Source organism: Streptomyces sp. VNUA24, from assembly GCF_029167005.1.
In the GTDB taxonomy this organism is placed as follows: domain Bacteria; phylum Actinomycetota; class Actinomycetes; order Streptomycetales; family Streptomycetaceae; genus Streptomyces; species Streptomyces scabiei.
Window position 1 is genome coordinate 2,211,615 of sequence record NZ_CP119143.1, and the last position, 25,818, is coordinate 2,237,432.

21 protein-coding genes are annotated in these 25,818 nt (G+C 72.6%); 9 read left to right on the forward strand and 12 right to left on the reverse strand.

Annotated features, from left to right (window positions below):
* Positions 1 to 3: 3 nt before the first annotated feature.
* Positions 4 to 669, reverse strand: coding sequence for an antibiotic biosynthesis monooxygenase (locus tag PYR72_RS09205; protein ID WP_275454844.1), 666 nt, complete (start codon positions 667 to 669; stop codon positions 4 to 6).
* A 153-nt stretch (positions 670 to 822) separates the two neighbouring features.
* Here PYR72_RS09205 and PYR72_RS09210 point away from each other — a divergent pair, with 153 nt between their 5' ends.
* Positions 823 to 1,602 (forward strand): DUF3050 domain-containing protein, encoded by a 780-nt coding sequence (locus PYR72_RS09210; protein ID WP_275454845.1) that lies wholly within the window; start codon positions 823 to 825, stop codon positions 1,600 to 1,602.
* Positions 1,603 to 1,640: 38 nt separating this feature from the next.
* Positions 1,641 to 2,231: a hypothetical protein gene (locus tag PYR72_RS09215; RefSeq protein ID WP_275454846.1), complete on the forward strand. Its 591-nt coding sequence runs from the start codon at positions 1,641 to 1,643 to the stop codon at positions 2,229 to 2,231.
* Positions 2,232 to 2,238: 7 nt separating this feature from the next.
* On the opposite strand, the gene PYR72_RS09220 is transcribed toward PYR72_RS09215, so the two are convergent.
* The 3 genes from PYR72_RS09220 to PYR72_RS09230 all read right to left on the reverse strand — a co-directional run bounded on the left by PYR72_RS09220 (position 2,239) and on the right by PYR72_RS09230 (position 5,116).
* Positions 2,239 to 3,153, reverse strand: coding sequence for an SDR family oxidoreductase (locus tag PYR72_RS09220; protein ID WP_275454847.1), 915 nt, complete (start codon positions 3,151 to 3,153; stop codon positions 2,239 to 2,241).
* Positions 3,154 to 3,401: 248 nt separating this feature from the next.
* Positions 3,402 to 4,031 carry an MBL fold metallo-hydrolase gene (locus PYR72_RS09225; RefSeq protein ID WP_059078398.1) on the reverse strand — a complete coding sequence of 210 codons (630 nt, stop codon included), beginning with the start codon at positions 4,029 to 4,031 and terminating at the stop codon, positions 3,402 to 3,404.
* Entirely contained in the window at positions 4,031 to 5,116 is a 1,086-nt protein-coding gene (locus PYR72_RS09230; protein ID WP_275454848.1) for an S-(hydroxymethyl)mycothiol dehydrogenase, read from the reverse strand. The genes PYR72_RS09225 and PYR72_RS09230 overlap by 1 nt, the downstream gene beginning before the upstream one ends.
* Before the next feature lie 191 nt (positions 5,117 to 5,307).
* Here PYR72_RS09230 and PYR72_RS09235 point away from each other — a divergent pair, with 191 nt between their 5' ends.
* Positions 5,308 to 7,068, forward strand: coding sequence for an ABC transporter ATP-binding protein (locus tag PYR72_RS09235; protein ID WP_275454849.1), 1,761 nt, complete (start codon positions 5,308 to 5,310; stop codon positions 7,066 to 7,068).
* 28 nt (positions 7,069 to 7,096) lie between these two features.
* On the opposite strand, the gene PYR72_RS09240 is transcribed toward PYR72_RS09235, so the two are convergent.
* Complete coding sequence (locus tag PYR72_RS09240; protein ID WP_275454850.1) at positions 7,097 to 8,557, reverse strand: aldehyde dehydrogenase family protein; 1,461 nt, start codon at positions 8,555 to 8,557, stop codon at positions 7,097 to 7,099.
* A 184-nt stretch (positions 8,558 to 8,741) separates the two neighbouring features.
* Positions 8,742 to 9,038 carry a hypothetical protein gene (locus PYR72_RS09245; protein ID WP_275454851.1) on the reverse strand — a complete coding sequence of 99 codons (297 nt, stop codon included), beginning with the start codon at positions 9,036 to 9,038 and terminating at the stop codon, positions 8,742 to 8,744.
* Between the two features lie 168 nt (positions 9,039 to 9,206).
* Between PYR72_RS09245 and PYR72_RS09250 the strand changes: the two genes are divergently transcribed.
* Positions 9,207 to 9,572 (forward strand): nuclear transport factor 2 family protein, encoded by a 366-nt coding sequence (locus PYR72_RS09250; protein WP_275454852.1) that lies wholly within the window; start codon positions 9,207 to 9,209, stop codon positions 9,570 to 9,572.
* 108 nt (positions 9,573 to 9,680) lie between these two features.
* Positions 9,681 to 10,898, forward strand: coding sequence for a glycosyltransferase (locus PYR72_RS09255; RefSeq protein WP_275460370.1), 1,218 nt, complete (start codon positions 9,681 to 9,683; stop codon positions 10,896 to 10,898).
* Positions 10,899 to 11,326: 428 nt separating this feature from the next.
* On the opposite strand, the gene PYR72_RS09260 is transcribed toward PYR72_RS09255, so the two are convergent.
* Positions 11,327 to 11,473, reverse strand: coding sequence for a hypothetical protein (locus tag PYR72_RS09260; protein WP_275454853.1), 147 nt, complete (start codon positions 11,471 to 11,473; stop codon positions 11,327 to 11,329).
* 580 nt (positions 11,474 to 12,053) lie between these two features.
* Entirely contained in the window at positions 12,054 to 12,719 is a 666-nt protein-coding gene (locus tag PYR72_RS09265; protein WP_060905846.1) for a TetR family transcriptional regulator, read from the reverse strand.
* 214 nt (positions 12,720 to 12,933) lie between these two features.
* On the opposite strand from PYR72_RS09265, the gene PYR72_RS09270 reads away from it, so the two are divergent.
* Positions 12,934 to 14,199 (forward strand): YncE family protein, encoded by a 1,266-nt coding sequence (locus tag PYR72_RS09270; RefSeq protein ID WP_275454854.1) that lies wholly within the window; start codon positions 12,934 to 12,936, stop codon positions 14,197 to 14,199.
* On the opposite strand, the gene PYR72_RS09275 is transcribed toward PYR72_RS09270, so the two are convergent.
* Together PYR72_RS09275 and PYR72_RS09280 are read right to left on the reverse strand one after the other, a co-directional pair.
* Complete coding sequence (locus PYR72_RS09275; RefSeq protein WP_275454855.1) at positions 14,192 to 16,057, reverse strand: endoglycosylceramidase; 1,866 nt, start codon at positions 16,055 to 16,057, stop codon at positions 14,192 to 14,194. The two genes, PYR72_RS09270 and PYR72_RS09275, sit on opposite strands and share 8 nt — an antisense overlap.
* Positions 16,058 to 16,259: 202 nt before the next feature.
* Positions 16,260 to 18,257, reverse strand: coding sequence for a TetM/TetW/TetO/TetS family tetracycline resistance ribosomal protection protein (locus PYR72_RS09280; protein WP_275454856.1), 1,998 nt, complete (start codon positions 18,255 to 18,257; stop codon positions 16,260 to 16,262).
* A 230-nt stretch (positions 18,258 to 18,487) separates the two neighbouring features.
* On the opposite strand from PYR72_RS09280, the gene PYR72_RS09285 reads away from it, so the two are divergent.
* Positions 18,488 to 19,624, forward strand: a complete 1,137-nt coding sequence (locus PYR72_RS09285; protein ID WP_275454857.1) for an XdhC/CoxI family protein — start codon at positions 18,488 to 18,490, stop codon at positions 19,622 to 19,624.
* 16 nt (positions 19,625 to 19,640) lie between these two features.
* Here PYR72_RS09285 and PYR72_RS09290 read toward each other — a convergent pair whose 3' ends face one another.
* Both PYR72_RS09290 and PYR72_RS09295 read right to left on the reverse strand, forming a co-directional pair.
* Complete coding sequence (locus PYR72_RS09290) at positions 19,641 to 20,144, reverse strand: metallophosphoesterase (RefSeq protein WP_275454858.1); 504 nt, start codon at positions 20,142 to 20,144, stop codon at positions 19,641 to 19,643.
* Positions 20,145 to 20,205: 61 nt separating this feature from the next.
* A complete protein-coding gene (locus PYR72_RS09295; protein ID WP_275454859.1) occupies positions 20,206 to 22,626 on the reverse strand; it encodes a SpoIIE family protein phosphatase in 2,421 nt (806 codons plus the stop codon).
* Between the two features lie 253 nt (positions 22,627 to 22,879).
* On the opposite strand from PYR72_RS09295, the gene lanKC reads away from it, so the two are divergent.
* Positions 22,880 to 25,534, forward strand: a complete 2,655-nt coding sequence (lanKC, locus tag PYR72_RS09300; RefSeq protein WP_275454860.1) for a class III lanthionine synthetase LanKC — start codon at positions 22,880 to 22,882, stop codon at positions 25,532 to 25,534.
* A gap of 85 nt (positions 25,535 to 25,619) precedes the next feature.
* A complete protein-coding gene (locus tag PYR72_RS09305; RefSeq protein ID WP_005483995.1) occupies positions 25,620 to 25,736 on the forward strand; it encodes a SapB/AmfS family lanthipeptide in 117 nt (38 codons plus the stop codon).
* Positions 25,737 to 25,818: the final 82 nt, after the last annotated feature.

Below are 25,818 nucleotides of genomic sequence, written 5' to 3' on the forward strand. Positions count from 1 at the left end.
GACCTAGGCGGTCCGTCGTTTGTGCCGGCCGCGCAGCGCCTGCAAAGGCGGGTACAGCCATTTCTTGAGGAATCGCTGGAGTCTCGGCATGAGAATCCAGGTCACGATGGCTGTAACGGCCAGACACAGCAGAAGTGTACGAAAAAGCGGATTCAGGTCGTTGAGATAGGGAAGTATCAGCAGGTTGAATAAGAGCACGGGCGGGAAGACCGCGCTCATGTTCACCAACCAGAGTTTCCATTTCGGGGGTGGCCCCGGGGGGCCGGCAGGTGCCGGGGCCCGGGAGGTCTGGGAGTCGAACCAGGCCCTGGACCCCGCGATGCTCCGGCGCCCGGTCTCCTGCGCCAGGGCGTCGACACGAGCCGACCACTGCGCCCAGACCACGGAGTTCTCCCAGGTCCGGGCCGACTCATCACTGTCGAAGCGGTAGACCACATGCCACTCAGCCTCTCCGTCGACGAGTACTCCGCCCCCCAGAAAACCCGGCTGCTGCGCACTCGTACGCAGCGCGGCCCACCCCCAGGAATGGAAGTCGGCCTCGCGCCCCGGCACCACCTGGTACGCGACGGTGACGGTAACGGGATTCCTGCTCACGCCGACGAGTACGAAGAGAACCGGGAGCCCGTTCACATCTTCAACATATTTTTTGCGGCTGTCCGGAACGTACATTTTTGACGGTTTTTCAGATGTCTTGAGGTCTTCTGTGGGCGAGTACGCAGGGGTAACTTCCGGCAATTCCGGGAAGCGCTTGCCCGGCCTGCCGGAAAAGGAGCACCATCACCGACAGGCTCGGGGGGAATTGCAGGAAAGCGAAGGAGATCCATGTCCAGGTACGACTGGGATGTGAACCACGACGGAATCGACCGGGCGCGCGCCGCGGTCGAACCGGTACGGAAAGAAGTCACCACGCACCCGATCTATCAGCGCATCGAAAGCCGCGCCGATCTGGCGGTGTTCATGGAGCACCATGTCTTCGCGGTGTGGGACTTCATGTCCCTGCTCACCTCCCTCCGGCGGGACCTGACCTGCGTGGAGGTCCCCTGGGTCCCGCGCGGGTCCCCGGTCGGGCGGCGGCTCGTCAACGACATCGTGCTGGCCGAGGAGAGCGACGCGCTGAACGGCGGGTTCACCAGCCACTTCGAGCTGTACCGCGCGGCCATGGCCGAGGCGGGCGCGGACACCTCCCGCCTCGACACCTTCCTCGGGCTGATCGGCGAGGGCCACGCCGTCTCCGCCGCCCTGCGGGTCGCCCGAGTGCCGGGCCCCGCCGCCGAGTTCGTCCGCACGACCTTCGAGATCGTCGAGGAACGTCCGCTGCACTGCCGGGCCGCCGCCTTCGCGTTCTCCCGGGAGGACCTGATCCCCGACATGTTCGACCAGGTGATCGAGAGGGAGGGCACGGAGCGGTTCCCGTTGTTCCGCGACTACCTCGCGCGGCACATCGAGGTGGACGGGGAGGAGCACACACCGATGGCGATGGCCATGGTGGCGGAGCTGTGCGGCGAGGAGGACCGCCGCTGGGAGGAGGCGGTGGAGACGGCCACGACGGCACTGGAGGCCCGCGCACGCTTCTGGGACGGAATCGTCACGGCGATGGAGTGAGCCCGCGCCACGGTCCCCGTCCCGGTTACCGTCTGCCCATGTCGAGTTTCGTCCAGCAACTCCCCGCCCTGCTCGGTGTGGTGATCGGTGCGTTCGGTTCCTATCTGGTGGTGATGCGGGGCGAGCAGGTGCGGTTCCGGCGCGAGCGGGAGAGCCGCTGGGAGGAGCGGCGGCTCACGGTCTACGCCGACTGGGCACGGACCGTCAAACAGTCCGTCACGCTGACCTACCGGGTCGCCTCCCATCTCGGCAACGACCCGCACCCCCACCCGCTGTCGCCGGAGGAGGCCGTGCCCCTCATGGCGGAGGCGACGGCCGCCCGGGACCCCTCCGGGGAGGCGCTGCTGCTCCTCGGCAGCCCGGAGGTGGTCGAGAAGGCCCGGGCCTGGGTGGTCACGGTGATGCGGATGGAGGAGTTCCTGCGCGGCGGCACCCGTGACCCGGTGGCATGGCAGACGCTGCTGGAGCGGCAGCGCGCCGGGCGGGACGCCTACTACACCGCCGTACGCGAGGATCTGGCGCTGCCGCCCGGCCACGCCGGGCGCTGGCAACTGCCGCCCGCGCCTGCGACGGGGCTCACGGGGAGCACGCCTCCGTCCGGCCCACCGCCTCCGGCGCCGCGCACCTGAGCACGGTTCAGCGGTAGCCCGTGGTGTCCGCCGGCTTGCCCGCGTCCTGGACCTCGACGAGGTAGCGCCAGGCGTCGGGGCGGCTGCCGTCGAGGTCGGTGAAGCCGTAGGTCCGGGCGAGGGAGCCGCTGGAGAGGGAGTCGCCGTTGAAGCGGGCGACCTCGGGGTCGGCGGCGAGGGCGGCGACGGCCCGGCCGACGTAGCGGGGCGTCTCGGAGATGGCGAAGTGGGGCACGCGGTCGAGGGCGTCCCGCCAGTTCTCCTCGGTGACGCCGAACCCGTCGAGCATCATCTCCGAGCGCAGCCAGCCCGGGGTGAGCGCGACGGCGGTGGCACCGCGCGGGCCGAGTTCCTGGCCGAGGGCGAACGCCATGCGCAGGACGGAGGACTTGGCCAGGTCGTAGAAGAAGGTGGCCCGGTAGTTGACGCTGTTGTACTCCGCCGTGCCGTCGGTCATCTCCACGACCAGGCCGCCGGGGTTGCGCAGCAGCAGCGGCAGGGCGAAGTGGCTGGTGATGGCATGGGTCTCGACGCCGAGGCGCAGCAGCCGCAGCCCGTTGTCGAGGTCGTGCTCCCAGACCGGACTCTCCCACTCGAAGAGCTTCTCGCCGCCCCAGATGTCGTTGACGAGGACGTCGAGCCGGCCCTGTTCTTCCGCGATCCGGTCCACCAGGGCCTTGACCTGGGCCGGTTCGAGGTGGTCGGTGGGTACGGCGATGCCGTGGCCGCCCGCCTCGGTGACCAGGTCGGCGGTGTCCTCCAGGGTCTCCGGGCGGTCGTACTCGGAGCGTCGTTCGCGGGTGGAGCGGCCGGTGACGTAGACGGTCGCGCCGGCCGCGCCCAGTTCCACGGCGATTCCGCGGCCCGCTCCGCGGGTTGCTCCCGCGACCAGTGCGACCTTGCCGTCCAGCGGCTTCGACATCTGCGACCTCCATCACGTACGGATGACACCTTGACGGACGTCGGGGGTGGTCCGGCGTCCTCGACACGAGGGTGTCGTGGAAGCCGGACATCTTCTGTCAGGTTTTCTGCGGGGCGCCCAATAGCTCGGTCGATGGGGTGTTCCGATGGCTGCGGGTTCGTTGTGGTTGCTCGCGCCCACGCGGCGGAGCCGCATGTTCGCTACAGCCCCGCGCCCCTGTCGGGGCGCGGGTGCGGGACTCCTTTGAATCAGTGGCCCCTGTCGATCCACTCCTGCAGATGCGGGGCCTCGGCCCCGATCGTCGTGCTGTCGCCGTGGCCCGTGCGGACGACCGTCTCGGGCGGCAGGGCGAGGAGGCGGTCGCGGATGGAGTCGATGATCGTCGGGAAGTGCGACCAGGAGCGGCCGGTGGCGCCGGGGCCGCCGTGGAAGAGGGTGTCGCCGGTGAAGACCGTGCCGAGGCCCGGGTCGTACAGGCAGACGGCGCCCGGCGCGTGGCCGGGGGTGTGCAGCACGGTCAGGTCGGCGCCGGCGGCCTCGATGACCTGTCCGTCGGCCAGCCAGTGGTCGGGCAGCCGGTCGGGGTGGGTCTGCTTCCACAGCGGCAGATCGTCCGGGTGGAGCCAGATCGGCGCGCCGGTGCGCTCGGCGAGCGCGGGGGCGGCGTCGATGTGGTCGTTGTGGGCGTGGGTGCAGACGATGGCCGCCAGCCTGCGGTCGCCCACGGCCTCGGCGATCGCGTCGGCGTCGTGGGCGGCGTCGATGACGACGACCTCGTGGTCGTCGCCGACGAGCCAGACGTTGTTGTCGACGTCCCAGGTGCCGCCGTCGAGGCTGAACGTGCCCGAGGTGACGAGGTGTTCGATGCGGGCGGCCATCAGAGCGTCACCACCGAGCGCAGGACGTCGCCGCCGTGCATCCGCTCGAAGGCCTTCTCGACGTCGTCGAGCCCGATGGTCTCGGTGACGAACGCCTCCAGGTCCAGGCGCCCCTGCAGATACAGGTTGATCAGCATGGGGAAGTCGCGGTCGGGCAGGCAGTCGCCGTACCAGGAGGACTTCAGGGCGCCGCCGCGGCCGAAGACGTCGAGGAGGGGGAGTTCGAGCTTCATCTCCGGGGTGGGGACACCGACCAGGACGACCGTGCCGGCCAGGTCACGGGCGTAGAACGCCTGCTTGTACGTCTCCGGACGGCCCACCGCCTCGATGACGACGTCGGCGCCGAAACCCCCGGTCAGCTCACGGATCGCCTCGACGGGGTCGGTGTCCTTGGAGTTGACCGTGTGCGTGGCGCCGATGCCCTGGGCGGTGGTGAGCTTCCGGTCGTCGATGTCGACGGCGATGATCTTCTCGGCGCCCGCCAGCCGGGACCCGGCGATGGCCGCGTCCCCGACGCCGCCGCAGCCGATCACGGCGACCGTGTCGCCCCGGCCCACGTTGCCGGTGTTGATCGCCGCACCGATGCCCGCCATCACCCCGCACCCCAGCAGACCCGCCACCGCCGGAGCCGCCGCCGGGTCCACCTTCGTGCACTGACCCGCCGCCACCAGCGTCTTCTCCGCGAACGCACCGATACCCAGCGCCGGAGACAGCTCCGTGCCGTCCAGCAGCGTCATCTTCTGCGTCGCGTTGTGCGTGTTGAAGCAGTACCACGGACGACCCCGCCGACACGCCCGACAACTCCCGCACACCGCACGCCAGTTGAGAATCACGAAGTCACCGGGCGCCACATCCGTGACCCCTTCCCCGACCGACTCCACCACACCGGCCGCCTCATGGCCCAGAAGGAAGGGGAAGTCGTCGCTGATGCCGCCCTGCTTGTAGTGCAGGTCGGTGTGGCACACCCCGCACGCCTGCACCTTCACCACGGCCTCCCCCGGCCCCGGGTCGGGCACGACGATCGTCTCGATCCGCACCGGCTCGTTCCTGCCCGGTGCGATCACGCCGCGTACTTGCTGCGCCATGGTGAACCCTTCCGTCGATCCGAGATCGGGCGGTCGCCCGCCCATGGTCACCCTACGGAGTGACCAGCCGGTACGGCCTGCGCAGGGGTTCGTTCGCGGTCGAAAGTCGTTCCGGGTGTCGCCCGGCACCGACGTAGGGTGAAGCTCCGCGCCCCGGTCCCCACTCCCCGACCGACCTGCCGAGGAGCCCTGTGAGCACCCCTGAGACCACGGCCGAACGGCAGCCGCCCACCTGGCGGCTGCTGCTCGGTTATGTACGGCCCCACCGCTGGGCACTGTTGCTGGGCGCGCTGCTGTCCCTCGTGACCGGCGCCACCGGGCTCGCGCTGCCGCTGGTGGCCCGTGAGCTGATCGACGATCTCTCGCACGACCGGACCATCACCTGGGCCCTGGTGCTGATGTCCGTCCTGGTGGTCACCAACGCGGCGGTGGGCGCGGTGGGTTCGTACGTGCTGCGGCGCACCGCGGAGTCGGTGGTGCTCGGCGCGCGGCGCGCCCTGTCCTCGTATCTGCTGCGGCTGCGGATCACGGCGGTGGACCGCAGCGAGCCGGGCGACCTGATGGCCCGGATCACCTCCGACACCACCCTGCTGCGCGAGGTCACCACCGACACCCTGGTGGGCCTCGGCACCGGCGGGCTCACCCTGGTCGCGACGGTGGTGCTGATGGGTCTGGTGGACCCGGTGCTGCTGGCCGTGACGCTGGGCGTGATCGTGGGCGCGGGCCTGGTGTTCGGGGTGATCGTGCCGCGGATCAACCGGGCGAGCAGGGCCGCGCAGGACGCGGTCGGCGCGATGGGCGCCTCCCTGGAGCGGATCCTCGGCGCGCTGCGCACGGTGAAGGCGTCCGGCGCCGAGCACCGCGAGGAGGAGACGATCCACGCGGCGGCCGAGGAGTCGTGGCGCCAGAGCGTCCGGGCCGCCAAGTGGTCGGCCGCCGCCGGGAACACGGCGGGGCTCGCCATGCAGATCGCCTTCATCACGGTACTGGCGGTGGGCGGCGCCCGGGTCGCGACCGGCGCGATCGACGTGGGCACGCTGGTGGCGTTCCTGCTGTACGTCTTCTACCTGATGTCGCCCATACAGCAGGTCGTGGGAGCGGTCACCCAGTACCAGACCGGTGCCGCCGCGCTCGCCCGCATCCAGGAGGCGCTGCGGCTGCCCGCGGAGCCGGCCGCCGCACCGGCTCCGCTGCCGTCCCCGGAAGCGGCACCCGCCGCGCTCGCCTTCGACGAGGTCCGCTTCCGTTACGCCGACGATCTGCCGTACGTCCACCACGGGGTGACCTTCGAGGTCCCGGCGCGGGGCATGACGGCGTTCGTCGGCCCCTCGGGTGCCGGCAAGACGACGGTCTTCTCGCTCATCGAGCGGTTCTACGACCCCGAGGCGGGCCTCATCACCGTCGACGGCCGCGATGTCGCCGAGTGGGAGCTGACCCGGCTGCGGTCCGCGATCGGGTACGTCGAACAGGACGCGCCCGTGCTGTCGGGCACGCTGCGGGACAACCTGCTCCTGGGCAACCCGGACGCCGGCGAAGGTGACGTGACACGGGTGCTGAAGACCACCCGGCTGGACGGTCTGGTGGCCAAGCTGCCGCAGGGGCTGGAGACGCTGGTCGGTCACCGGGGCACCAAGCTGTCCGGCGGCGAACGCCAGCGGGTGGCCATCGCCCGCGCCCTGCTGCGGCGCCCCCGGCTGCTGCTGCTCGACGAGGCGACGAGCCAGCTGGACGCCGTGAACGAGGCGGCGCTGCGCGACACGGTCGCCGACGTGGCGCGGACGACGACGGTGCTGGTCGTCGCCCACCGGCTGTCGACGGTGACGGCGGCCGACCGCATCGTCGTGATGGACGCGGGGCGGGTCCGCGCGGTCGGCACCCATCGCGAACTCGTGGCCGCCGACCCGCTGTACGCGGAGCTGGCGGCCACGCAGTTCCTCGCGACGGCCGGTTAGCCCGGCCGCCGCGAGCCCTCCGGCCGGATCAGAAGGGGAAGTGGGAGTGCTGGGTGGCGATGGTGACCCAGCGGGTGTTGGAGAACGCCTCGATGCCCCAGCGGCCGCCGAAGCGGCCGTAGCCGGAGGCCCCGACCCCGCCGAAGGGGACCATGGGCTCGTCGGCCACGGACTGGTCGTTGACGTGCACGATGCCGGTACGGATCCGGCGGGCGACGGCCAGGCCGTGGGTGGCGCTCTCGGTGATGATGCCGCAGCTCAGACCGTTGTCGGTGTCGTTGGCGGCGGCCACGGCCTCCTCGTCGTCGGTGAACGTCTGCACCACGCACAGCGGGCCGAAGGACTCCTGGTGGTACAGGTCGGCGTCCTGGGAGACACCGCTGAGCACGGTCGCCGGGTGCACCGCGCCCTCGGGCCGGCCGCCCCCGGCCAGGACCGTGGCGCCCTTGGCGACCGCGTCCTCGACCAGCGCGGCGATCCGCCCGGCGGCGGCGGCGCTGACCAGCGGGCCGACCACGGTGTGCGGGTGGGAGGGGTCGCCGGCCTGCAGACCGGCGACCTTGGCGGTGAACTTCCGCGTGAACTCCTCCGCCAGCGACTCGTGCACCAGGATCCGGTCCCCGCACATGCAGATCTGCCCGGCGTTCATGAACACGCTGAAGGTGACGGCGTCGACGGCGTAGTCCACGTCGGCGTCCTCGAGCACGATCACGGAGTTCTTCCCGCCCAGCTCCAGCACGGCGGGCTTGAGGTGCCGGGCCGCGTGCTCGCCGATGATCCGTCCCACCCCGGTGGAGCCGGTGAAGTTCACCGCGCGCACCCGTGCGTCGGAGATCAGCGCCTCCGCGATCTCGGCGGCGTCCTCGGGCGCGTTGGTGACCACGTTCAGCACGCCGTCGGGCAGCCCGGCCTCCCGCAGCACGTCCGCGACCAGCAGCCCGCAGGCGATCGGCGCGTCCTCGCTGGGCTTGACGACCACGGTGTTCCCGGCGGCCAGCGGCGCCGCCACGGCCCGCACCCCCAGGATGACCGGCGCGTTCCACGGCGCGAACGCCGCCACCACGCCCAGCGGCTCGCGCACCGCCAGGCTCAGCGCGCCCTCCTTCTGCGTGGCCAGCACCTCACCCCGAGGAGCGGTCACCGCGGCCGCCGCCTCGCGCAGCATGTTCGCCGCCAGCGCCACGTTGAAGTACGCCCACGGGCGGGTGCCGCCCACCTCGCGGGCCATGATGTCGGCGACCTGCTCGCCGCGGCCCTCCAGCAGGTCGGCGGCCTTGTGGAGGATCGCCCTCCGGGCGAACGGGGCCAGTGCCGCCCACTGTTCGAACGCGGCGTCGGCCGCGTCCACCGCCCGAGTCACGTCCTCCGGCCCGGCCGCCGCGACCGTCGCGTACACCTCCCCCGTGAACGGTTCGAGGTCCTCGGCGGTGCGGCCGGACGCGGCGGGCACGTCCTTGCCGCCGATCAGAAGGTCACGGGTCAGAGCCATGATGCTGCTTCCTCGGGTACGTAGCGACGACGGTACGTGATCGAGCATGATCGCTCACGAACGATCGTAGTGCGAAATTCAATTACGTTACTGTTCCGTGATGCTCTGCCCGGCTCCCGAGGAATGTCAAGAGCCCCACCGCTCCGTCCGCGGCGGGGCTCTCGGCCGTGTCCGGCCGCCTGCGCTACTGGACGGCGCCCAGCAGACCGTAGGCGGGCGCGGCCAGGTCGGTGACCTGGTGCAGCTCGCTGAGCCGGTTCAGCTCGTGGATCTGGTCGAGGCTCCTGAGCTGCTGCGAGGGACGCGGGAGGCTCTGCCGCTGCTCCTCGGGGAGGTCGCTGACGGCGAGCGAGTCCAGCGTGGACATCGGGTTGATGCGGGTCGCTTCCGCCGTCGCGTCCGCGTTCGCCATCGGTGCGGCCAGACCCGTGACACCGATGGCGAGACCCACGGCGGCGACGACACGTCGAGTTGAGATCATGCCCTCAGCAACGCGTGCCGGCCCCGGTCGGTCACGGCCGCTCACCCGTGAGGCGCATGTCCGCCACCGCACTTGCCGGGCGCCGCCCGGCGGAGGAGCCTGGCAGGAGAGGCCTTGAGCGGCCCGCTGCCTCCTGCCGGGCCCCGCGGCCTTCGAAGGAGGTCAGCCATGGGCACCTCGACGAGCCCCGCCTTCGATGTCGAAGCGCTGCGCCGGGGCACGGAGGAAGCGAACGCGGCGACGCTGACGTCGCTCTACGCGGACGACGCCGAGATACGCGTCGTGGACCGCAACACCCAGCCCAGCCACCCCAAGGTGCTGCACGGCCGGGACGCGATCGCCGCGATGTACGACGACGTCTGCAGCCGGGAGATGACCCACAAGGTCGAGCAGGTTCTCGTCCAGGGCGACCAGGTCGCCCTCACCGAGTCCTGCGAGTACCCCGACGGGGTGCGGGTCTGGGCCAGTTCGATGATCTCCCTGCGCGACGGCAAGATCATCGACCACACCATGGTCCAGGCCTGGGACGAATAGCCGTCCGCGCGGGCCGGCGCGGACAGCGGCTGTTTCGGGTCATCGCGGTGCGTTCCGCTGCCGGGGTCCCGCGGCGACGCGATACTGGCGGGCGTGCGTGTGGCGATCATGACGGCGGGTTCCCGGGGTGACGTGGCCCCCTACACCGGGCTGGGACACGGGCTGGCGCGGGCCGGGCACGAGGTCACACTGGTGACGCACGCCCGGTTCGAGCCGCTGGTGGCGGGCTCGGGGGTCGCCTTCCACGCCCTTCCCGTCGATCCCCGGGCCGAGCTGGAGTCGGAGCGCGGCCGGGGACTGCACCGGAGTTCCACCGGGGCCGGGAAGCTGTACCGGGCTGCGGAGATGGCGCGGAGTCTGGTGGGGCGGATGGCCGGCGAACTGGTGGCCGCCGCCCGGGTCTGTGACGTCCTGCTGCTGGCCGGTACGGTCGCGCCGCTCGGCCACGCCATCGGCCGGGGGCTGTCGGTCCCGAGCCTGGGCGTGAATCTGCAACCCCTGGCGCCGACGCGGGAGTTCGCGCCGCCGATGACCGGGGTCCGGTCCTGGGGCCCGGTCGGCAACCGGATGGCCGGGCACGCGGTGAACGCCGCCGTCGAGTGGATCTTCAAGGAGGAGGTGCGGCGGCTGGGCACGGAGTACGGGCTCCCGCCCGCCGGCCGTTCGGGAGCGCGACACGGCGGGGAGCGGCCGGTGCTGCACGGCTTCAGCCCCCGGGTGGTGCCCCGCCCCGGCGACTGGCGGGCCGGGCTCGACGTCACCGGCTACTGGTGGCCGTACGACCGCGAGGACCGGCTGCCCGCGGCGCTGCTCGACTTCCTCGACGCCGGGCCGCCCCCGGTCTTCGTGGGCCTGGGCAGCGCGACCGTGCCCGACGCGGGGCGGATGAGCGACGAGATGGTCCGGGCCCTGCGGGCGGCGGGACTGCGCGGGGTCGTCCAGCGGGGCTGGGGCGAACTGCGGGGCGAGGGCGAGGACATGTTCACCGTGGGCGAGGTGCCGCACTCCCTGCTCTTCCCGAGGATGGCGGCCGTCGTCCACCACGCCGGCGCGGGCACCACGGCGGCGGGCCTGCGCGCCGGGGTCCCGGCGGTGCCGGTGCCGGTTCAGTTCGACGAGGGCTTCTGGGCGGCCCGGCTGGTCGCCCTCGGGGTCTCCCCCGGAGCCGTCCCGCTGCGCGGCTTCACCCCCACCGCGCTGACCGCCGCCCTGCGACGCGCGACCACCGACCCGTCGTACGCCCGACGCGCGCGCGTCCTGGCGGAGGAGCTGCGCGGTGAGGACGGCGTGCGCCCGGTCCTGACGGCCCTGGACCACCTCGCCTGACCGGTCGACACCGGGCCGCCCAGCAGAACAGCCACGCTCACCGACCCGTCACCGACACCGGCGGCCCCGCCCGGCCGTCGCTGTCCGACTCGGGCCATCCCGGCCACCGAAGCGGCGGGCCCCCGTCGCCGCCCCGCCGGTGCAGCCTCGCCCGGGCCACCGCCTCCCCCGGATGCTCCTCACCCGACGCCCAAGCGGCTGCCGCCCCGGCCCGTCGGGAACGAAGCCGCGAAACCGGGGCCCGGCGGCCCCCGCACCCGGCCGGAAAGCCGGACACGGTCACCGGCCCCACCCCGTCCTCGATCACCCGGAAGCCCCACCTGGTCATCGCCGTACGACTCGGCCTTCCCAGCCACCGAAGCGCCCGGCCCTCGTCGCGGCCCCGCCGGTGCAGGCTCACCCGGACCGCAGCCTCCCCCGGAGGCTCGTCACCCGACGCCCGAGCGGCTGCCGCCCCGGCCCGTCGCGACCGGAGCCGCGAAACCGGGGTCGGCGGCCCCCGACCCGGCCGGGAAGCCGGACACGGTCACCGGCCCCACCCCGTCCTCGATCACCCGGAAGCCCCACCTGGTCATCGCCGTACGACTCGGCCTTCCCAGCCACCGAGGCGCCCGGCCCGCGTCCCGGCCCCGCCGGTGCAGCCTCGCCCGGGCCACCGCCTCCCCCGGATGCTCCTCACCCGACGCCCAAGCGGCTGCCGCCCCGGCCCGTCGCGACCGGAGCCGCGAAACCGGGGTCGGCGGCCCCCGACCCGGCTGGGAAGACGGACACGGTCACCGGCCCGGCCCCACCCCGTCCCCGGTCACCGGCAGCCCACCTCCGTCACCGCCGTCCGACTCGGCCCTCTCGGCCACCGAAGCGGTTGACCCTCGTCACCGCCCGGCCGGTACAGCCTCACCCGGACCGCAGCCACCCCCGGAGGTTCCTCACCCGACGCCGAAGCAACTACCGGCCCGGCCCGCCCCACTAGCCCAGGTCACCGCCAGCCCCGCCCCGTCGCCGCCCCGCCCGTGCAGCCTCGACCGGACCGCGGCTCTCCCCCGGGTGGGGCGTCGCTCGGCAGCCGGGCGGCTGCCGTTCCGGCCGGTCGGGAGCGGAGCCGTGATCCTTCTTCTCCGGGCCGTCTCGCCCGGCGCCCCCGCTCGGTCCGTACCCCTACGTCCCCTCCCCCGGGCTCCACCCCGCCGGGCGCAGGATGCCCAGCAGCAGGCCGACCAGTTCGTCGACGACCTCGTCCAGTGGGGCGTCGACCCAGCCGGCCTGCCAGTCGTGGAGGAGGCCGTTGACGCTGCCGATGAAGGCCGCGGCGGCGATGCGGTAGTCGCGGGGGACGGCCTCGCCGCGTTCGGCGGCCGCGGTGGCCTCGGCGCAGATGAAGTCGACCCAGCGGGAGCGGCGTTCGAGGCGTTGGCGCTCCAGGCGGGGGCTGACACCGATGATCTCGGTGAAGGTGATCCGCAGCCGGCGCGGGTCGCCGGTGACGTTCGCGGCGTAGGCGCGGAACGCCGCCGTGGCACGCTCGGCGATCGACTGCCCCTCGGCCGCCGCGAGTCCGGTGAGCGCGGCCTCCTCCGCCCAGTCGTTGACCCTCAGGTGCAGCGCGGCCAGGACCTCCTCCAGGGTGCTGAACTCCTCGTAGAACTGGCGGGTCGACAGGCCGGCGGCCTCGCTCAGTCCCGCGATCGTGGTCGCCCGGAAGCCGGGACTGTCGCCGAACAGCTGAAGGCCCGCTTCGAGGAACCGGTCCCGGCGCTCGGCCGTCCGCTCCGCCGCGGACCTCCCCCCGTACCGGCCGGTGGGCTGTCTGAGCCTGCCCGCCACGTTGAATCCTCCCGACATGACGCCACTCGCGACGGCCGGGTTCGGCCGTCGGTCGATTTTGTCGTGTCCCCGGTCTTGTGGTGAAGCGGGACCGTTCCTTACTTTCCAGTAAGTCCATGTGAACGCCGACGTATTCAGACTCACCGTCGCCCCCTGAGACCCTCGCGGTCCCCGAGTCGCCTTGTCATGCCTTGAGCAAGCAGGAGGAACCGAAATGTCCGTCGTCCCCACCCCCCGCCGCCGCAGGACCCGGAACGTCGGTGCCGCCGTCGCCGCCCTCGCGCTGACCGCCTCGGCCGTGGCGACCGCCTCTCCGGCGAGCGCCGCCGCCGACCTGCGGGAGGTGATGTTCGTGGGCAACAACTGGGAAGGCACGGCGGACGTCATCAAGGCGTCCGGCGACTTCGCCAAGATCGGCCGGATCAACGTCATCCCCGACAAGGCCGCCCGGATGGCGGAGATCAACGCCGATCCGATCCGCTGGATCGCCTACATGACGATCCGCAACAGCGTCGGCGAGGGCCACGACCAGTACGTGGACGACATGTACTCCACGCCGGACGGGTCCTCGATGGTCGTCTCCCGCCCGAGCTTCGCCGACGTGGTCTCCATCAACGTCAGGACCGGCGCCATCAACTGGCGTTTCCCGGTGTCGGGTTACCGCTCCGACCACATGGCGGTCTCCCCCGACGGCAAGCGTGTGGCGGTGTCGGCGTCGACCGGCAACACCGTGCACGTCCTGGACATCGTCACCGGCAAGCAGCTGGGATCGTTCAAGACCGGCGACAAGCCGCACGAGAACATCTTCACCAAGGACGGCAAGTACATCTGGAACATGGCGATCGGGGACGTCAACACCCAGACCGACGCGCCCTGGCTGGACTGGACCAAGGGCGACCGCAAGATCACGGTCGCCGACGCGAACACCTTCCAGCAGGTCAAGGTGATCGACATGCGCGCACGCCTCGACGCCATCGGGCTGCGCGACTACTCCGACGCGGTCCGTCCCGCCGCCTTCTCGCCCGACGAGACCAAGCTGTACTTCCAGGTGTCGTTCTTCAACGGCTTCTTCGAGTACGACATCGCCACCGACAAGATCACCCGCACCAAGACCCTGCCGAAGTCCCCGGGCGTCAGCGACGACCGCACCACCTTCGTCAACGACTCGCGCCACCACGGCCTCACGATGAAGCCGGACGGCACGAAGCTGTGCATCGCCGGCACGATGGACGACTACGCCACCGTGGTGGACCGCGCGACCTTCCAGGAGGGCCCGCTCGTCCCCGTGTCCAAGCCGTACTGGTCGACCGTCAGCGGTGACGGCAAGTCCTGTGTGGTCTCCGAGAGCGGCGCCGACCAGGTCACGGCGATCGACTTCGCCACCGGCAAGAAGACCGTGTCCGTCGCAGTCGGCGACCACCCCCAGCGGGTGCGCGTGGCACAGGTGCCCGCCGACTGGACCGGACCCTCGGCTAACTGAACCTGGCGGTCAGCCAGTTCGACAGCTCCGTCCGTGCCGCGCCCAGTTGCGCGGCGGACGGGGCTGTCGCGCCGTTGGTGACCAGGGCGTAGTGCAGCTTGCCCGTGTCGGCGGCGGTCAGCAGCAGACGGCGGCTGCCGGTGCCGCCCGGCTCCTTGGCGGCGGCGATCGGTGTGGACGTGGTGTACGCCGGCGGCGCCGCCGTCACCCCGAGGTCGGACACCACCGTGGTGGACGCGGTGGGGAAGGACGCCGGGAGGTGGAGTTCGGTCGGCTCCGCGCTGCCGTCCGAGCGCCAGACCAGCAGGGAGTACTGGCCGGAGCCGACGAGCGAGGAGACGTTCGGCAGCGAGGAGGGCACCGGGTTCCACGTCAGCGTCGTGGAGCCGTCGCGCGAGCGGTCCTCGTAGGTGAAGGCGACCGTGCTGCCCGCCGTGGCGCTGGGGTAGATCCGGTCCAGCATCCGGGCGTCCTGGCGGAGCACGGCCGTACCGGAGTCGTCGAGACGAACGGCCGAGAGATCCTCACCGTTCCAGGCGTCGCCCTCGGTCTGCACCTTGTCGGGGTTGTCGTTCATCAGCTCGTGGTGGCGGCCCCAGTAGATGTCCCACTGCCACTGGGAGCCGGACAGGACCGGGCCCGAGGAGGCCGGCTTCGACCACCAGTCGACGCCCTTCACCCGGGAGTCGAGCGCCTGGTACATCGCCTTGTAGACCGTGGGCGCCTTGTCGGAGACCGAGCCGCTCAGCGGGTGGCCGAACTCGCTGACGACGGCCGTGGTGCCACCGGCCGCGGCCCGGTCACGGACGGTCCCGAAGTCGTTGACGTACTGGCCGTTCTCCGCCTTGCCCCACATGAAGATGCCGGAGATCGCCTTCTGGTCGTAGAAGTGGGTGTTGAAGACGTAGCGCGGTCCGATGGTGCCCGCGTCGAGGAGGCCGCCCTCCTGCTTCTGGAAGTCGATGTTGGCGTTCCAGAAGAGGTTCGGCTCCACGAAGGCCGGTTTGGCCTGCCAGCCCGCCGCGTCCATCCGGGAGCGGAACTTGACGTAGAACGGCCACAGGACGTCCTTCTCCCACGTCCTGCTGGTCTGCCCCGAGTCGAGCACGCCCGGGTGCGGCTCGTTCCACGGGTCGAAGCCGACGACGCCCTGGAACTGGGCGGTGGTGAGGTTCGACTTCACGTACGCCATGGTCTTCTGCGCCGTGTCGAGGAAGGAGTCCTGGACACCGTAGGTGTTGTGCCAGAAGTCGTACGTCGACTTCGTCACCGCCGCGTTGGAGGTGATGTTCTGGCCCCAGAACGGGCAGATCCCGCAGTACTCGTCGGGGTAGTTGCCGAGGTCGACGGCCCACTTGGGGGCGCCGTCGCCGGTGTACCAGCTGTCGGAGTCGAACAGCCAGCGGGAGTACAGGTCCTGGTGGAAGTCGGGGTAGACCCTGATCCCCGCGTCCAGGAAGGCGCTCATCTGCGCGGTGGCCGCCGCGAGGTAGCTGGTGCTCACCTGTCCGCGCACCGGTTCCGCGTACGCCCAGGAGAGCAGGAAGCGGACGGAGTTGCCGCCGCCGAGCGCCCTGAGCGCGGTCGCCGACTTCCTCGCGTCGGCGACCGACGCGAAGGGCAGACCGTTGTTCTCCTTGAGTTTCGTCTCACCCGAGACGTTGTAGCCGCGCAGGACGACCTCACGGCCGAGTCCGTCCTTGAAGCGGCCGCCCTCGACGGTGAGGGTGGCCGCGGCCTGCGAGTCGAACCAGAGATCATCAGTGAGAGCGGAAGCGGGCTGGGTGGGGCCCGCCGTGGTCAGGAAGCCGGTGACGAGTACCAGGACACCGAGCAGACGAGTGCGCAATCTTGACATGTCCGCCACATTCGACATGTGCACTACCGTCCCAATGGTCAGGCGGGCCGTCAATAGCAACTGACGCACGAGTAAGTACCCCTTTTTTCAGGGCAGTTCACTTTTCACGACCGATTCTTTGCCCAGCGCGGCCAGGCGGTCCCTTGCGCGGCCGCGCGGGAACCCGATAAAGGCCCCCGCGCGGACGTCCCGCGCCCGCCGCTCAGATCCCCAGCCGCCGGGTCAGGTTCAGCAGGTACTCCTTGCGGTCCAGGGGGTTGTGGTCGGTACGCGGCCGGGCGGGGACGGCCGGGCCGGCGACGGGCGCGAAGTGGTCGAACGCGGTCTCCAGCTCGCCCTCCCCGTTGGTCGGTCCGGGCAGCCGCCGCCCCAGCTCGTGCACCCCGGCGGCGGGCACCAGCCCCTCCAGCCGTACGGCCGCTCCGCTCGCGCGGGTGTCCCGCGGTACGGCGCGCAGCGCGGCGAGCACCGGCAGCAGCGCGCCCAGGGTGTCGGCCGGGGCGTCCACGCGGAAGCGGTGCACCGGCTCGTGGACGCGGGTGCCGGCCCGCCGCAGGGCGTCCATCAGGACCAGCGGGGTCAGGCCCCGGAAGTCCGCGCCGGTGCTCGACATGCTCTTGTCGAAGCCCTGGTGGGCGTGGCTCTGGCGGGGCGAGTAGCCGCAGTGCGTCAGCGTGACCGTGCAGTCCGGGACCCGCCAGCCGTGGAGTCCCTGCTCCAGGCTCTCCCGGACCGTGTCCTCGACGGCCTTGAAGAAGGCGTACGGCATGGATCCCAGCTCCACCTCCAGCCGGAACCCGACCCCGGCGCCGGCCGGGGCCGGCTCCACCCGCAGGCCGACCGTCGCTAGGAACGGGTTGCCGTCCTTCTTGTTGTACTCGACGGCCGCGCCGCATCCGGCGAGACGCTCGACGCAGAGGGGCGTCGTCCCGCGGAAGGTGACGTCGAGTCCGTACTCCTCGGCGAGCGTCGCCTGGACGACCTCCTTCTGCACCTCCCCGTAGAGCGACACCGAGATCTCCTGGCGGAGTTCGTCGTGGCGCAGACCGATCAGCGGGTCCTGCTCGGCGAGTTGGGTGAGGGCGCCGTGGAGGGCACCGGCGTCCTCGGGCCGGGCGGGCAGGACGACCGTCTCCAGGGTGGGCGGGGCGAAGTGGTGCCCGTCGGCCGCGCGGGCCCGCGGGGTGCCGACGGTGTCGCCGATCCGGATGTCGGCGAGGCCCCACAGCCGCGCGATCCGGCCCGTCGGCACGGCCGTCGCCCGCACGGCGCCCCCGCCCTCGAAGACGCCGATCGCGGTGACCTTGCCTTCGCGGGTGCCGTCCCGGAAGGTCAGCCGATCGCGGACGCGTACGGTTCCGGCGAACATCCGCACATAGGCGATCTTCTCGCCCGCCGGGCCGCGCTCGACCTTGAAGACGGTGCCGCAGGGCGGGGTGTCCGTCATGGCGGTCGTCTCCGTCGCCGGCAGCAACCCGCTGATGCCGTCGACGAGTTCGGCGATTCCCGCGCCGGTGATCGCCGAGCCGTGGAACACCGGGTGGACCAGGGCCGCGCCGGTCTGCGCGGCGAGGGCCGCGCGCAATCGGCCGTCGGGGACGGCCGCACGGTCGTCCACATAGGCGGCGAGCAGGTCCTCGTCGTGCTCGGCGAGGAGTTCGAGGAGCCGGGGCGGGAGGGGGGCGTACGGGGTGAAGCGGGCCGCGGGTGTGCCGAGTTCGGCGACCTCGCCCAGGGAGACGACGGCCGGACCGAGCCGGGCGGCGATGCTCTCCAGCAGGTCCCGGTGGCGCGCGCCGCGGCGGTCGACCTTGTTGACGAAGACCAGCGTGGGGATGCGCAGGCGCCGCAGGGTGCGCATCAGTACACGGGTCTGTGCCTGGACGCCCTCGACGGCCGAGACGACCAGGACGGCGCCGTCGAGCACGTCGAGCACGCGCTCCACCTCGGCGATGAAGTCGGGGTGGCCGGGGGTGTCGATGAGGTTGACGGTGAGGTCGTCGATCGCGAACGAGACGACGGCGGACTTGATGGTGATGCCTCGTCGCCGTTCCAGCGCGAGGGTGTCCGTGCGGGTGCTGCCGTCGTCCACACTGCCGATCTCGTCGATGACGCCGACGGTGTGCAGGAGGCGTTCGGTCAGGCTGGTCTTACCGGCGTCGACGTGCGCGAGGATGCCGAGGTTGAGGATGCGTGACAAGCGTCGAGTCCTTGGAGAGGGGGGACGTTCCTTCCTGGCGGGACAGGGACGCTGCGCGCATCGGGGTTCTCCTGGGTCGCTCGGGGCTTGTGCCGGCGGCTGCCGGCTCCTTCGCAGTGAAGCAAGGCGGTCTGCGCACCCGCAAACGGTTTTCCCGTCCTTCGGCGGGCGGCGGGGGCCGAGGCGGCGGACGCTGGAGGCACGGGGGCGGCGGTGAGAGGAGTGGGCCCGTGCGTGAGGTTCTTCCGGCGCTCGGCGGGTGGTACGCGGCGGGCTCCCCGTTCGGGCTGGCCACGGTGGTCGCGGTCAGCCGCAGCGCGCCGCGCGGGCCGGGCGCCGCCATGGCGGTCGGACCCGGTGACGAGGTCGTCGGCAGCGTCTCCGGGGGCTGTGTGGAGGGGGCGGTGTTCGAGCTGGCCCGGGAGGTCGTGGCGTCCGGGCGGGCGCGGCTGGAGACCTTCGGCTACAGCGACGAGGACGCGTTCGCCGTGGGGCTCACGTGCGGTGGGGAGATCACGCTGCTGGTGCGGCGGGTGACGGCGGCCGAGGACCCCGCCTTCGGGCGCGTCGCGGAGTCCGTGGCCGCCGGGCGCCCGGTGACCGTGGCGACCGTGCTCGACGGCCCGGCCCCGCGCGGGGCCGCCCTCGCCGTGTGGCCGGACCCGGCGCCGGGCACGCCCCGCGCGCCGGGCACCCTCGGCACGCTCGGCTCGGCGGGGCTGGACGCGGCCGTGGCCGCCGACGCGCGGGGTGAGCTGGCCCAGGGTGCCACCGGAGTGCGGCACTACGGTCCGCACGGTGAACGGCGCGAGGACGAGGTCACCGTCTTCCTGCACTCCTTCGCGCCGCCGCCCCGCATGCTGGTGTTCGGGGCGATCGACTATGCGGCCGCGGTGGCCCGTATCGGCGACTTCCTGGGCTACCGGGTCACGGTGTGCGACGCGCGCCCGGTGTTCGCCACCCCGAAGCGCTTCCCCGCCGCCGTCGAGGTGGTCGTCGACTGGCCGCACCGGTATCTGCGCGGCACGCCCACCGACGACCGCACGGTGGTCTGCGTCCTGACCCACGACCCCAAGTTCGACGTGCCGCTGCTGCGCGAGGCGCTGCGCCGGCCGGCCGCGTACATCGGGGCGATGGGCAGCCGCCGTACGCACGACGACCGGGCGCGGCGGCTGCGGGAGGCCGGGCTCGACGCGGCCGACCTGTCCCGGCTGCGCTCCCCCGTCGGCCTGGACCTCGGCGCCCGTACGCCGGAGGAGGTCGCCGTCTCCGTGGCGGCGGAGATCGTCGCACTGAGGTGGGGCGGCAGCGGGGTGCCGCTGTCGGTGACGACCGGGGTGATCCATCCGCCGGCCCCGGGTGGGTGAGCGGCGGGCGCCCGGTTCAGGTGCGGGGCGGCAGTCGGTGCAGTTCCACGTCCGTCAGCGCGCCCTCCGTGACCGTCGCCGTCATGTACGTGCAGTGCGGCTGGCGGCGGCGGTCGGTCGGGGAGCCGGGGTTGAGGAGGCGCAGGCCGGTGGGTGCGGTCGTGTCCCAGGGGATGTGGCTGTGGCCGAAGACGAGGACGTCGGTGTCGGGGAAGCGGGCGGCGCAGCGCGCCTCGCGGCCCTGTGCGGGCCCGGTCTCGTGGACGACGGCGAGGCGCAGACCGGTCAGTTCGGCGTGGGCGACCTCGGGGAGGCGGGCGCGCAGGGCGGGGCCGTCGTTGTTGCCGTACACGGCGATCAGCCGGCGGGAGCGGGCCCGCAGCAGGTCGAGGGTGTCCTCGTCGACCCAGTCGCCGGCGTGGACGACCACGTCGGCCTCCGCGATCTCGGCGAGGAGCCGCTCGGGGAGCGCCTTCGCGCGCTTGGGCAGGTGGGTGTCGGTCGTCAGCAGCAGGCGCACGGGGACAGGGTCGCATCCCGCGGGGGCGCGCACCGGCGTTCAGTCGAGCGGGATCCGGCGTTCAGTCGAGCGGGATCTCCGCCCACACCTGCTTGCCCCCGCTGACCGGGACGGTGCCCCAGGCCGAGGACACGGCCTCCACCAGGAGGATGCCGCGGCCGCCGGTGGCCTCCCAGCCGATGACGGTGGGCTTCGCCGGCGTACGGGGTGAGGAGTCGGCGACCGCGACGCGCAGGCGGTCGGCCAGCAGGGTGAGGTCGAGACGTACCCGGCCGTCGGTGTGGACGAGGGCGTTGGTGACGAGTTCGGAGACGACGAGGAGCACGGTGTCGGCCGTGGACTCCACGCCCCAGCGGCGCAGGACGCGCCGGGTGTAGCGGCGGGCCTGGCCGACCGCCTGGGGGACCCGCCACACGCTCCAGTTCTCGCGCTGGGGCCGCAGGGCCATGCCGTCGTAGCGCACGAGGAGCAGGGCCACGTCGTCGTCGCGGTTGGCGCCGCCCAGCAGGGTGTCGGCGACCACCCCGAGGTGGGTGGGGTCGGCGGCGGCCAGTTCGGCGGCGAGATGGTCAAGGCCGTCCTCGACGTCGATGTCGGCGGACTCGACGAGGCCGTCCGTGGTGAGGGCCAGCAGCGTGCCGGGCGCCAGCCGCAGCGGGCTCATCGGGAAGTCCGCGCGCATGACGACACCGAGGGGCGGACCGCCCTCCGCCTCGCTGATCTCGGTGGAGCCGTCCGGGTGACGCACCACCGGCGGGATGTGTCCGGCGCGCACGTACCAGGCGGACCCCTCCTCCATGTCGATGTCGACGTAGCAGCAGGTGGCGAAGAGGTCGGTCTCCATGTCCATCAGGAGCCGGTTGGCGTGCGAGACCACCACGTCCGGGGGGTGTCCCTCGACGGCGTAGGCGCGCAGGGCGGTGCGCATCTGGCCCATGAGGGTGGCGGCGCCCGCGTTGTGGCCCTGGACGTCGCCGATGACGAGGGCGACGTGGTTGTCCGGCAGCGGGATGACGTCGTACCAGTCGCCGCCGACCTCCAGACCGGCCGTGGTGGGCAGGTACCGGGCGACGGCGACCGCGCCCGGCAGCTGGGGCAGCCGGCGCGGCAGCAGCGTGCGCTGGAGCATGCCGACGAGTTCGTGTTCGGCGTCGAAGGCGTGGGCCCGCATCAGGGCCTGCCCGGCGAGGCCCGAGGCGGCGGTGAGCAGGGCGCGCTCCTCGGGGCCGAAGTCGTGGGGGGTGTCCCAGCCGATCAGGCAGGCGCCGGCCATCCGGCCGCCGGCGGGCAGCGGGAGGACGGCCAGGCCGCCGGGGCCGACGCCGGCCAGGGCGGGTTCCAGATCGGCGCCGGCGGGCCAGATCCCGGCGCGTCCCTCGCGGAGCGCGGTGGCGAGGGTGGGCATGGTGCGCACGGGCGCGTCGGGCCACTCGGAGCGCCATTCGGAGCGCCACACCTCGGGCCAGATCTCCGGCTGCGGCGGATCGAGGACGGTGACGACGAGCCGGTCCCCCTCCAGCTCGGCGAGGGCGATCCGGTCGGCGCGCAGCGGCTTGCGCAGGGCGGTCACCACGGCCTGGCTGACGTCCCGGACCGTGCCGGCGGTGGCCAGGGCGGCGGCGAGGCGCTGGATGCGGGCCACGTCGCCGCGGCCGGTGCGCAGGGTGGAGGCGTCGGCGACGGTGCCGACGAGGCGGGCGGGGCGGTCCTCGCGGCCGGGCAGGATCCGGCCGCGCAGCCTGAGCCACTTCTGCTCGCCGGAGGGCTGCAGGATGCGGAACTCCAGCTCCCGGTCGCCGATGGACATGTGGTCCGCCTCCACGACGGACATCAGCGCGGGCAGGTCCTCGGGCACGGTCAGCGCGATCAGGGTCTCCACCCGGCCGTCGAAGTCGTCCGGGCCCATGCCGAACAGCTCCAGCAGTTCCTCGTCGACCTCGACCCGTCCGGTGTCCATGGCCAGGTCGAACGAGGCGCCGGGCCCGGCGGGCGGCGTCGGCGCGGAGCTGGTGACGGCCTCGGCGAACAGGTCGAGGCAGTGGCGGTCCTCGGCGCCGAAGGCGTGCGTGCCGTCACCGACGGCGACGAGGCAGCCGCGCTCCCGCAGCGGCAGCACGCCCAGCGAGAAGTCCCCGGCGTGGGTGCGGCGGACGTCGGGGTCGTCCTGGAGGTCGGCGGAGACGAGCCAGCGGGACCGGCCCGAGCGGCACACGTCGGCGACCGGGGTGGTCCCCGAGGCCGGATAGCTGTCGCGGAGCCCGTACAGGGTCCTCGGGACACCGGCGACGCCCGCGAGCAGCAGGGCGTCGCCCTCGCCGTCCGGGAGGTACACGGCGGCCACGGTCGCACTGGTGAATACGAGCACCTGTTCGAGGATGGCGTGCAGCCGCTCGTGCGGATCGAGATGGCCGCCGAGCGACTTGAGCGCGAGTTCGGCACGCAGCGTCCTCGTTCCGCGTTCCGCAGCGCCTGCACTGACCACGTCCGCAATTACAGCGCTTCCGGCACGGTCGCGCAGCCCCTGCGACCGCCCCGGGGCCCGGAGGCCCCGTCCGGCCGCCACCCGGTTCGAAGAACGTCGAACACATCTTTACGCGTGCGTTCCGCACGGTGAGGGCGTGACAGGCGTGAGGGGTTTCTGGTGACAGCCGTGACTGTCGGGCGCCGTGGCGGGCTGGAAGGCTCGTCCTCACTTGGCCCAGGGAGCGACGGCACACGAACCCGGGGGAACCGGCATGGACAAGCGGTACGAGGCGTACGCGCTCGCCGACAGACACTTCTACGAGACACCGGACCGGATCCCGGCCGGCGACCGCGCCGGCGCGGCGGCCCCCGGTTACGCGACCGCCGGGCGCCCGGTCCCCGAGGGCTGGCGGGCGGTGCGGATCGGGGACTGGCTGACGCTGACCCCGGTCGACGACGGCGGGCGGCCCCGTCCCGGACCCACCCAGGGATGGAAGGTGCACGCCTCCGCCACCCGGGGGAACGCGGACCGGATCGCGGCGATCGTGTGGGACTACTGCGTGCCCCGCCAGATCCCGTTCAAGTTCGTGCCGGGCCCCCATCTGCTGCATCTGCGCAACGCCAAGTACGCGGCCCGCGACACCAGCGGCAAGTTCGTCACGGTCTACCCGGCGGACGAGGAGCAGCTGCACCTGGTCCTGCGGGAGCTGGGCGACCTCCTCGACGGCCACGAGGGGCCGTACATCCTCACCGATCTACGCTGGAACGACGGACCGCTGTACGTCCGCTACGGCGCCTTCGCCCGTTCCTTCGTCGTCGACGAGCGCGGCACGCTCGTCCCGGCCGTCCGTGACGGCGCCGGCACCCTGGTGCCGGACCAGCGCAAGCCGACCTTCCACGTGCCCGAGTGGGTGACCCTGCCCGCGTTCCTGGAGCCGCAGCTGGCGGCGCGCAACACGACGACGGTCGGCGATCTGCCGTACCGGATCGACAAGGCACTGCACTTCTCCAACGGCGGCGGCGTGTACGTCGGCACGGACACCCGTGACGGGAGCCGGGTCGTCCTCAAGGAGGGGCGTCCGCACGCCGGGCTGGCCGCCGACGGGGCCGACGCGGTGACCCGCCTGCAGCGGGAGAAGGAGGCGCTGGAGCGGCTGACCGGACTGGGAGTCGTGCCCGGGGTGCGCGACTGGTTCACCCTCGGTGACCACCGCTTCCTCGTCATGGACTTCGTCGAGGGCCGCCCGCTGAACTCCTGCGTCGCCGAACGGCACCCCCTGCTGTCCGCGGACCCCGGGCCGGGCGCGGTCGCCGCGTACACGGACTGGGCGCTGCGGGTGCACCGGGCCGTGGAGGAGGCGGTCGCGGCGGTGCACTCGCGCGGGATCGTCTTCAACGACCTGCACGTCTTCAACATCATGGTCGCGCCGGACGAGCGGTCGGTGACCCTCCTCGACTTCGAGGCGGCGGCCCCCGCCGAGGAGAACGGCCGGCAGACCGTCGCCCACCCCGGCTTCCTCGCGCCCCCGGACCGCACCGGCCCGGACGTCGACCGCTACGCCCTGGCGTGTCTGCGCCTCGCGCTGTTCCTGCCGGTCACCTCCCTGCTGGTGGTGGAGCGGGAGAAGGCCGCCCATCTGGCCTCGGTGATCGCGCAGCGGTTCCCGCGGGTGCCGCGCGCGTTCCTCGACGAGGCGGTCGCGGAGATCACCCGGGGGACGGGGACCGCCGGACGCGGGAAGCGGCGGGCCGGGGCCGACGGGGGCGGCTGGTCCCTCGCCGAGCCCGGGGACTGGCCGTACAGCCGGGACTCGATGGTCAAGGCGATCCTGGCCTCGGCCACCCCGGAGCGCGACGACCGGCTCTTCCCCGGGGACGTCGCCCAGTTCTCCGACGGCGGCGGCCTCGGCCTCGCGCACGGCGCCGCGGGCGTCCTGTACGCGCTCGCGGAGGTCGGCGCGGAGCGCTACGAGGAGGGCGAGCGCTGGCTGCTGGACCACACCGCCCCGGTACCCGTCGGGACCCCGCTCGGCCTGTACGACGGTCTCGCCGGCGTAGCCCTCACCCTGGACCGGCTGGGCCACCGGCAGCGTGCCCTGGACCTGACCGAGCAGATCCTCGCCGAGAAGTGGCACCGGCTGTCGTCCGACCTGCACGGGGGGCTGGCCGGGCTCGGGCTGGTGCTGGACGAGCTGGCGCGGACCACGGGTGAGCCAGGGTTGCGCGACCACGCGGCCGAGGCCGCGCGCCTCCTCGCGCGGCGCCTCGGCGAGCCCCGCCCGGCCCCGCCCCGCCGCCGCGCCGGTCTGCTGCGCGGCGCGAGCGGGCCCGCCCTGTTCCTGCTGCGCCGGTACGAGGCGACGGGCGACCCCGTGCTGCTCGCGTCGGCCCGTGAGGCGCTGCGGCAGGACCTGGAGTGCCTGGTCGAGCAGAAGAACGGCGGGCTCGCCGTCGACGAGGGCTGGCGGACGATGCCGTACCTGGGCGACGGGAGCGTGGGCGTCGGCATGGTGCTCGACGACCACCTGGCCGTCACCGGCGCCGCGACGGACGCTCGCGCATCGGAGGAAACCGCCGGCGCGCGGGACGGGTTCGCGCGGATCCGCACGGGGATCCTCACCGCCGCGACCTACCGCTTCTACGCACAGCCCGGGCTGTTCGAGGGCCGGGCCGGGATGATCCTGTACCTCGCCCGGACGGGCGCCCCGCGCGAGGCGCTGGCGGAACAGATCGCCGCGCTCGGCTGGCACTCGATGCCCTACGAGGGACAACTGGCCTTTCCCGGCAACCACTTGATGCGGCTCTCCATGGACCTCGGTACCGGGACGGCGGGATGCCTGCTGGCTCTCGGCGCGGCGCACGCCACGGCCGACGACGCCACGCCCCGCCTTCCGTTCCTGCCGCCGCCACGACGGCGGCCCCATTGACGCGGTTCCGCCACCCGGCGGAGTCGTGACGTGACACCCCCGTCCCCCAGGCCCGCCGAGCGGGCCACGACCGAAAGGAATCGACATGGCACTTCTCGACCTGCAGACGATGGAAGCCGACGAGACGACCGGTACCGGCGGGCCCAGCTCCCTGAGCGTGCTGTCCTGTGTGAGCGCGGCCAGCATCACGCTCTGCCTCTGACCCGGCCCGGGCGTCCGGGTCGTCCCGGACGCCCGACGGACCGGCACAGCGGCTGAGCCGCGCCGAACAGCCCCGGACGGTT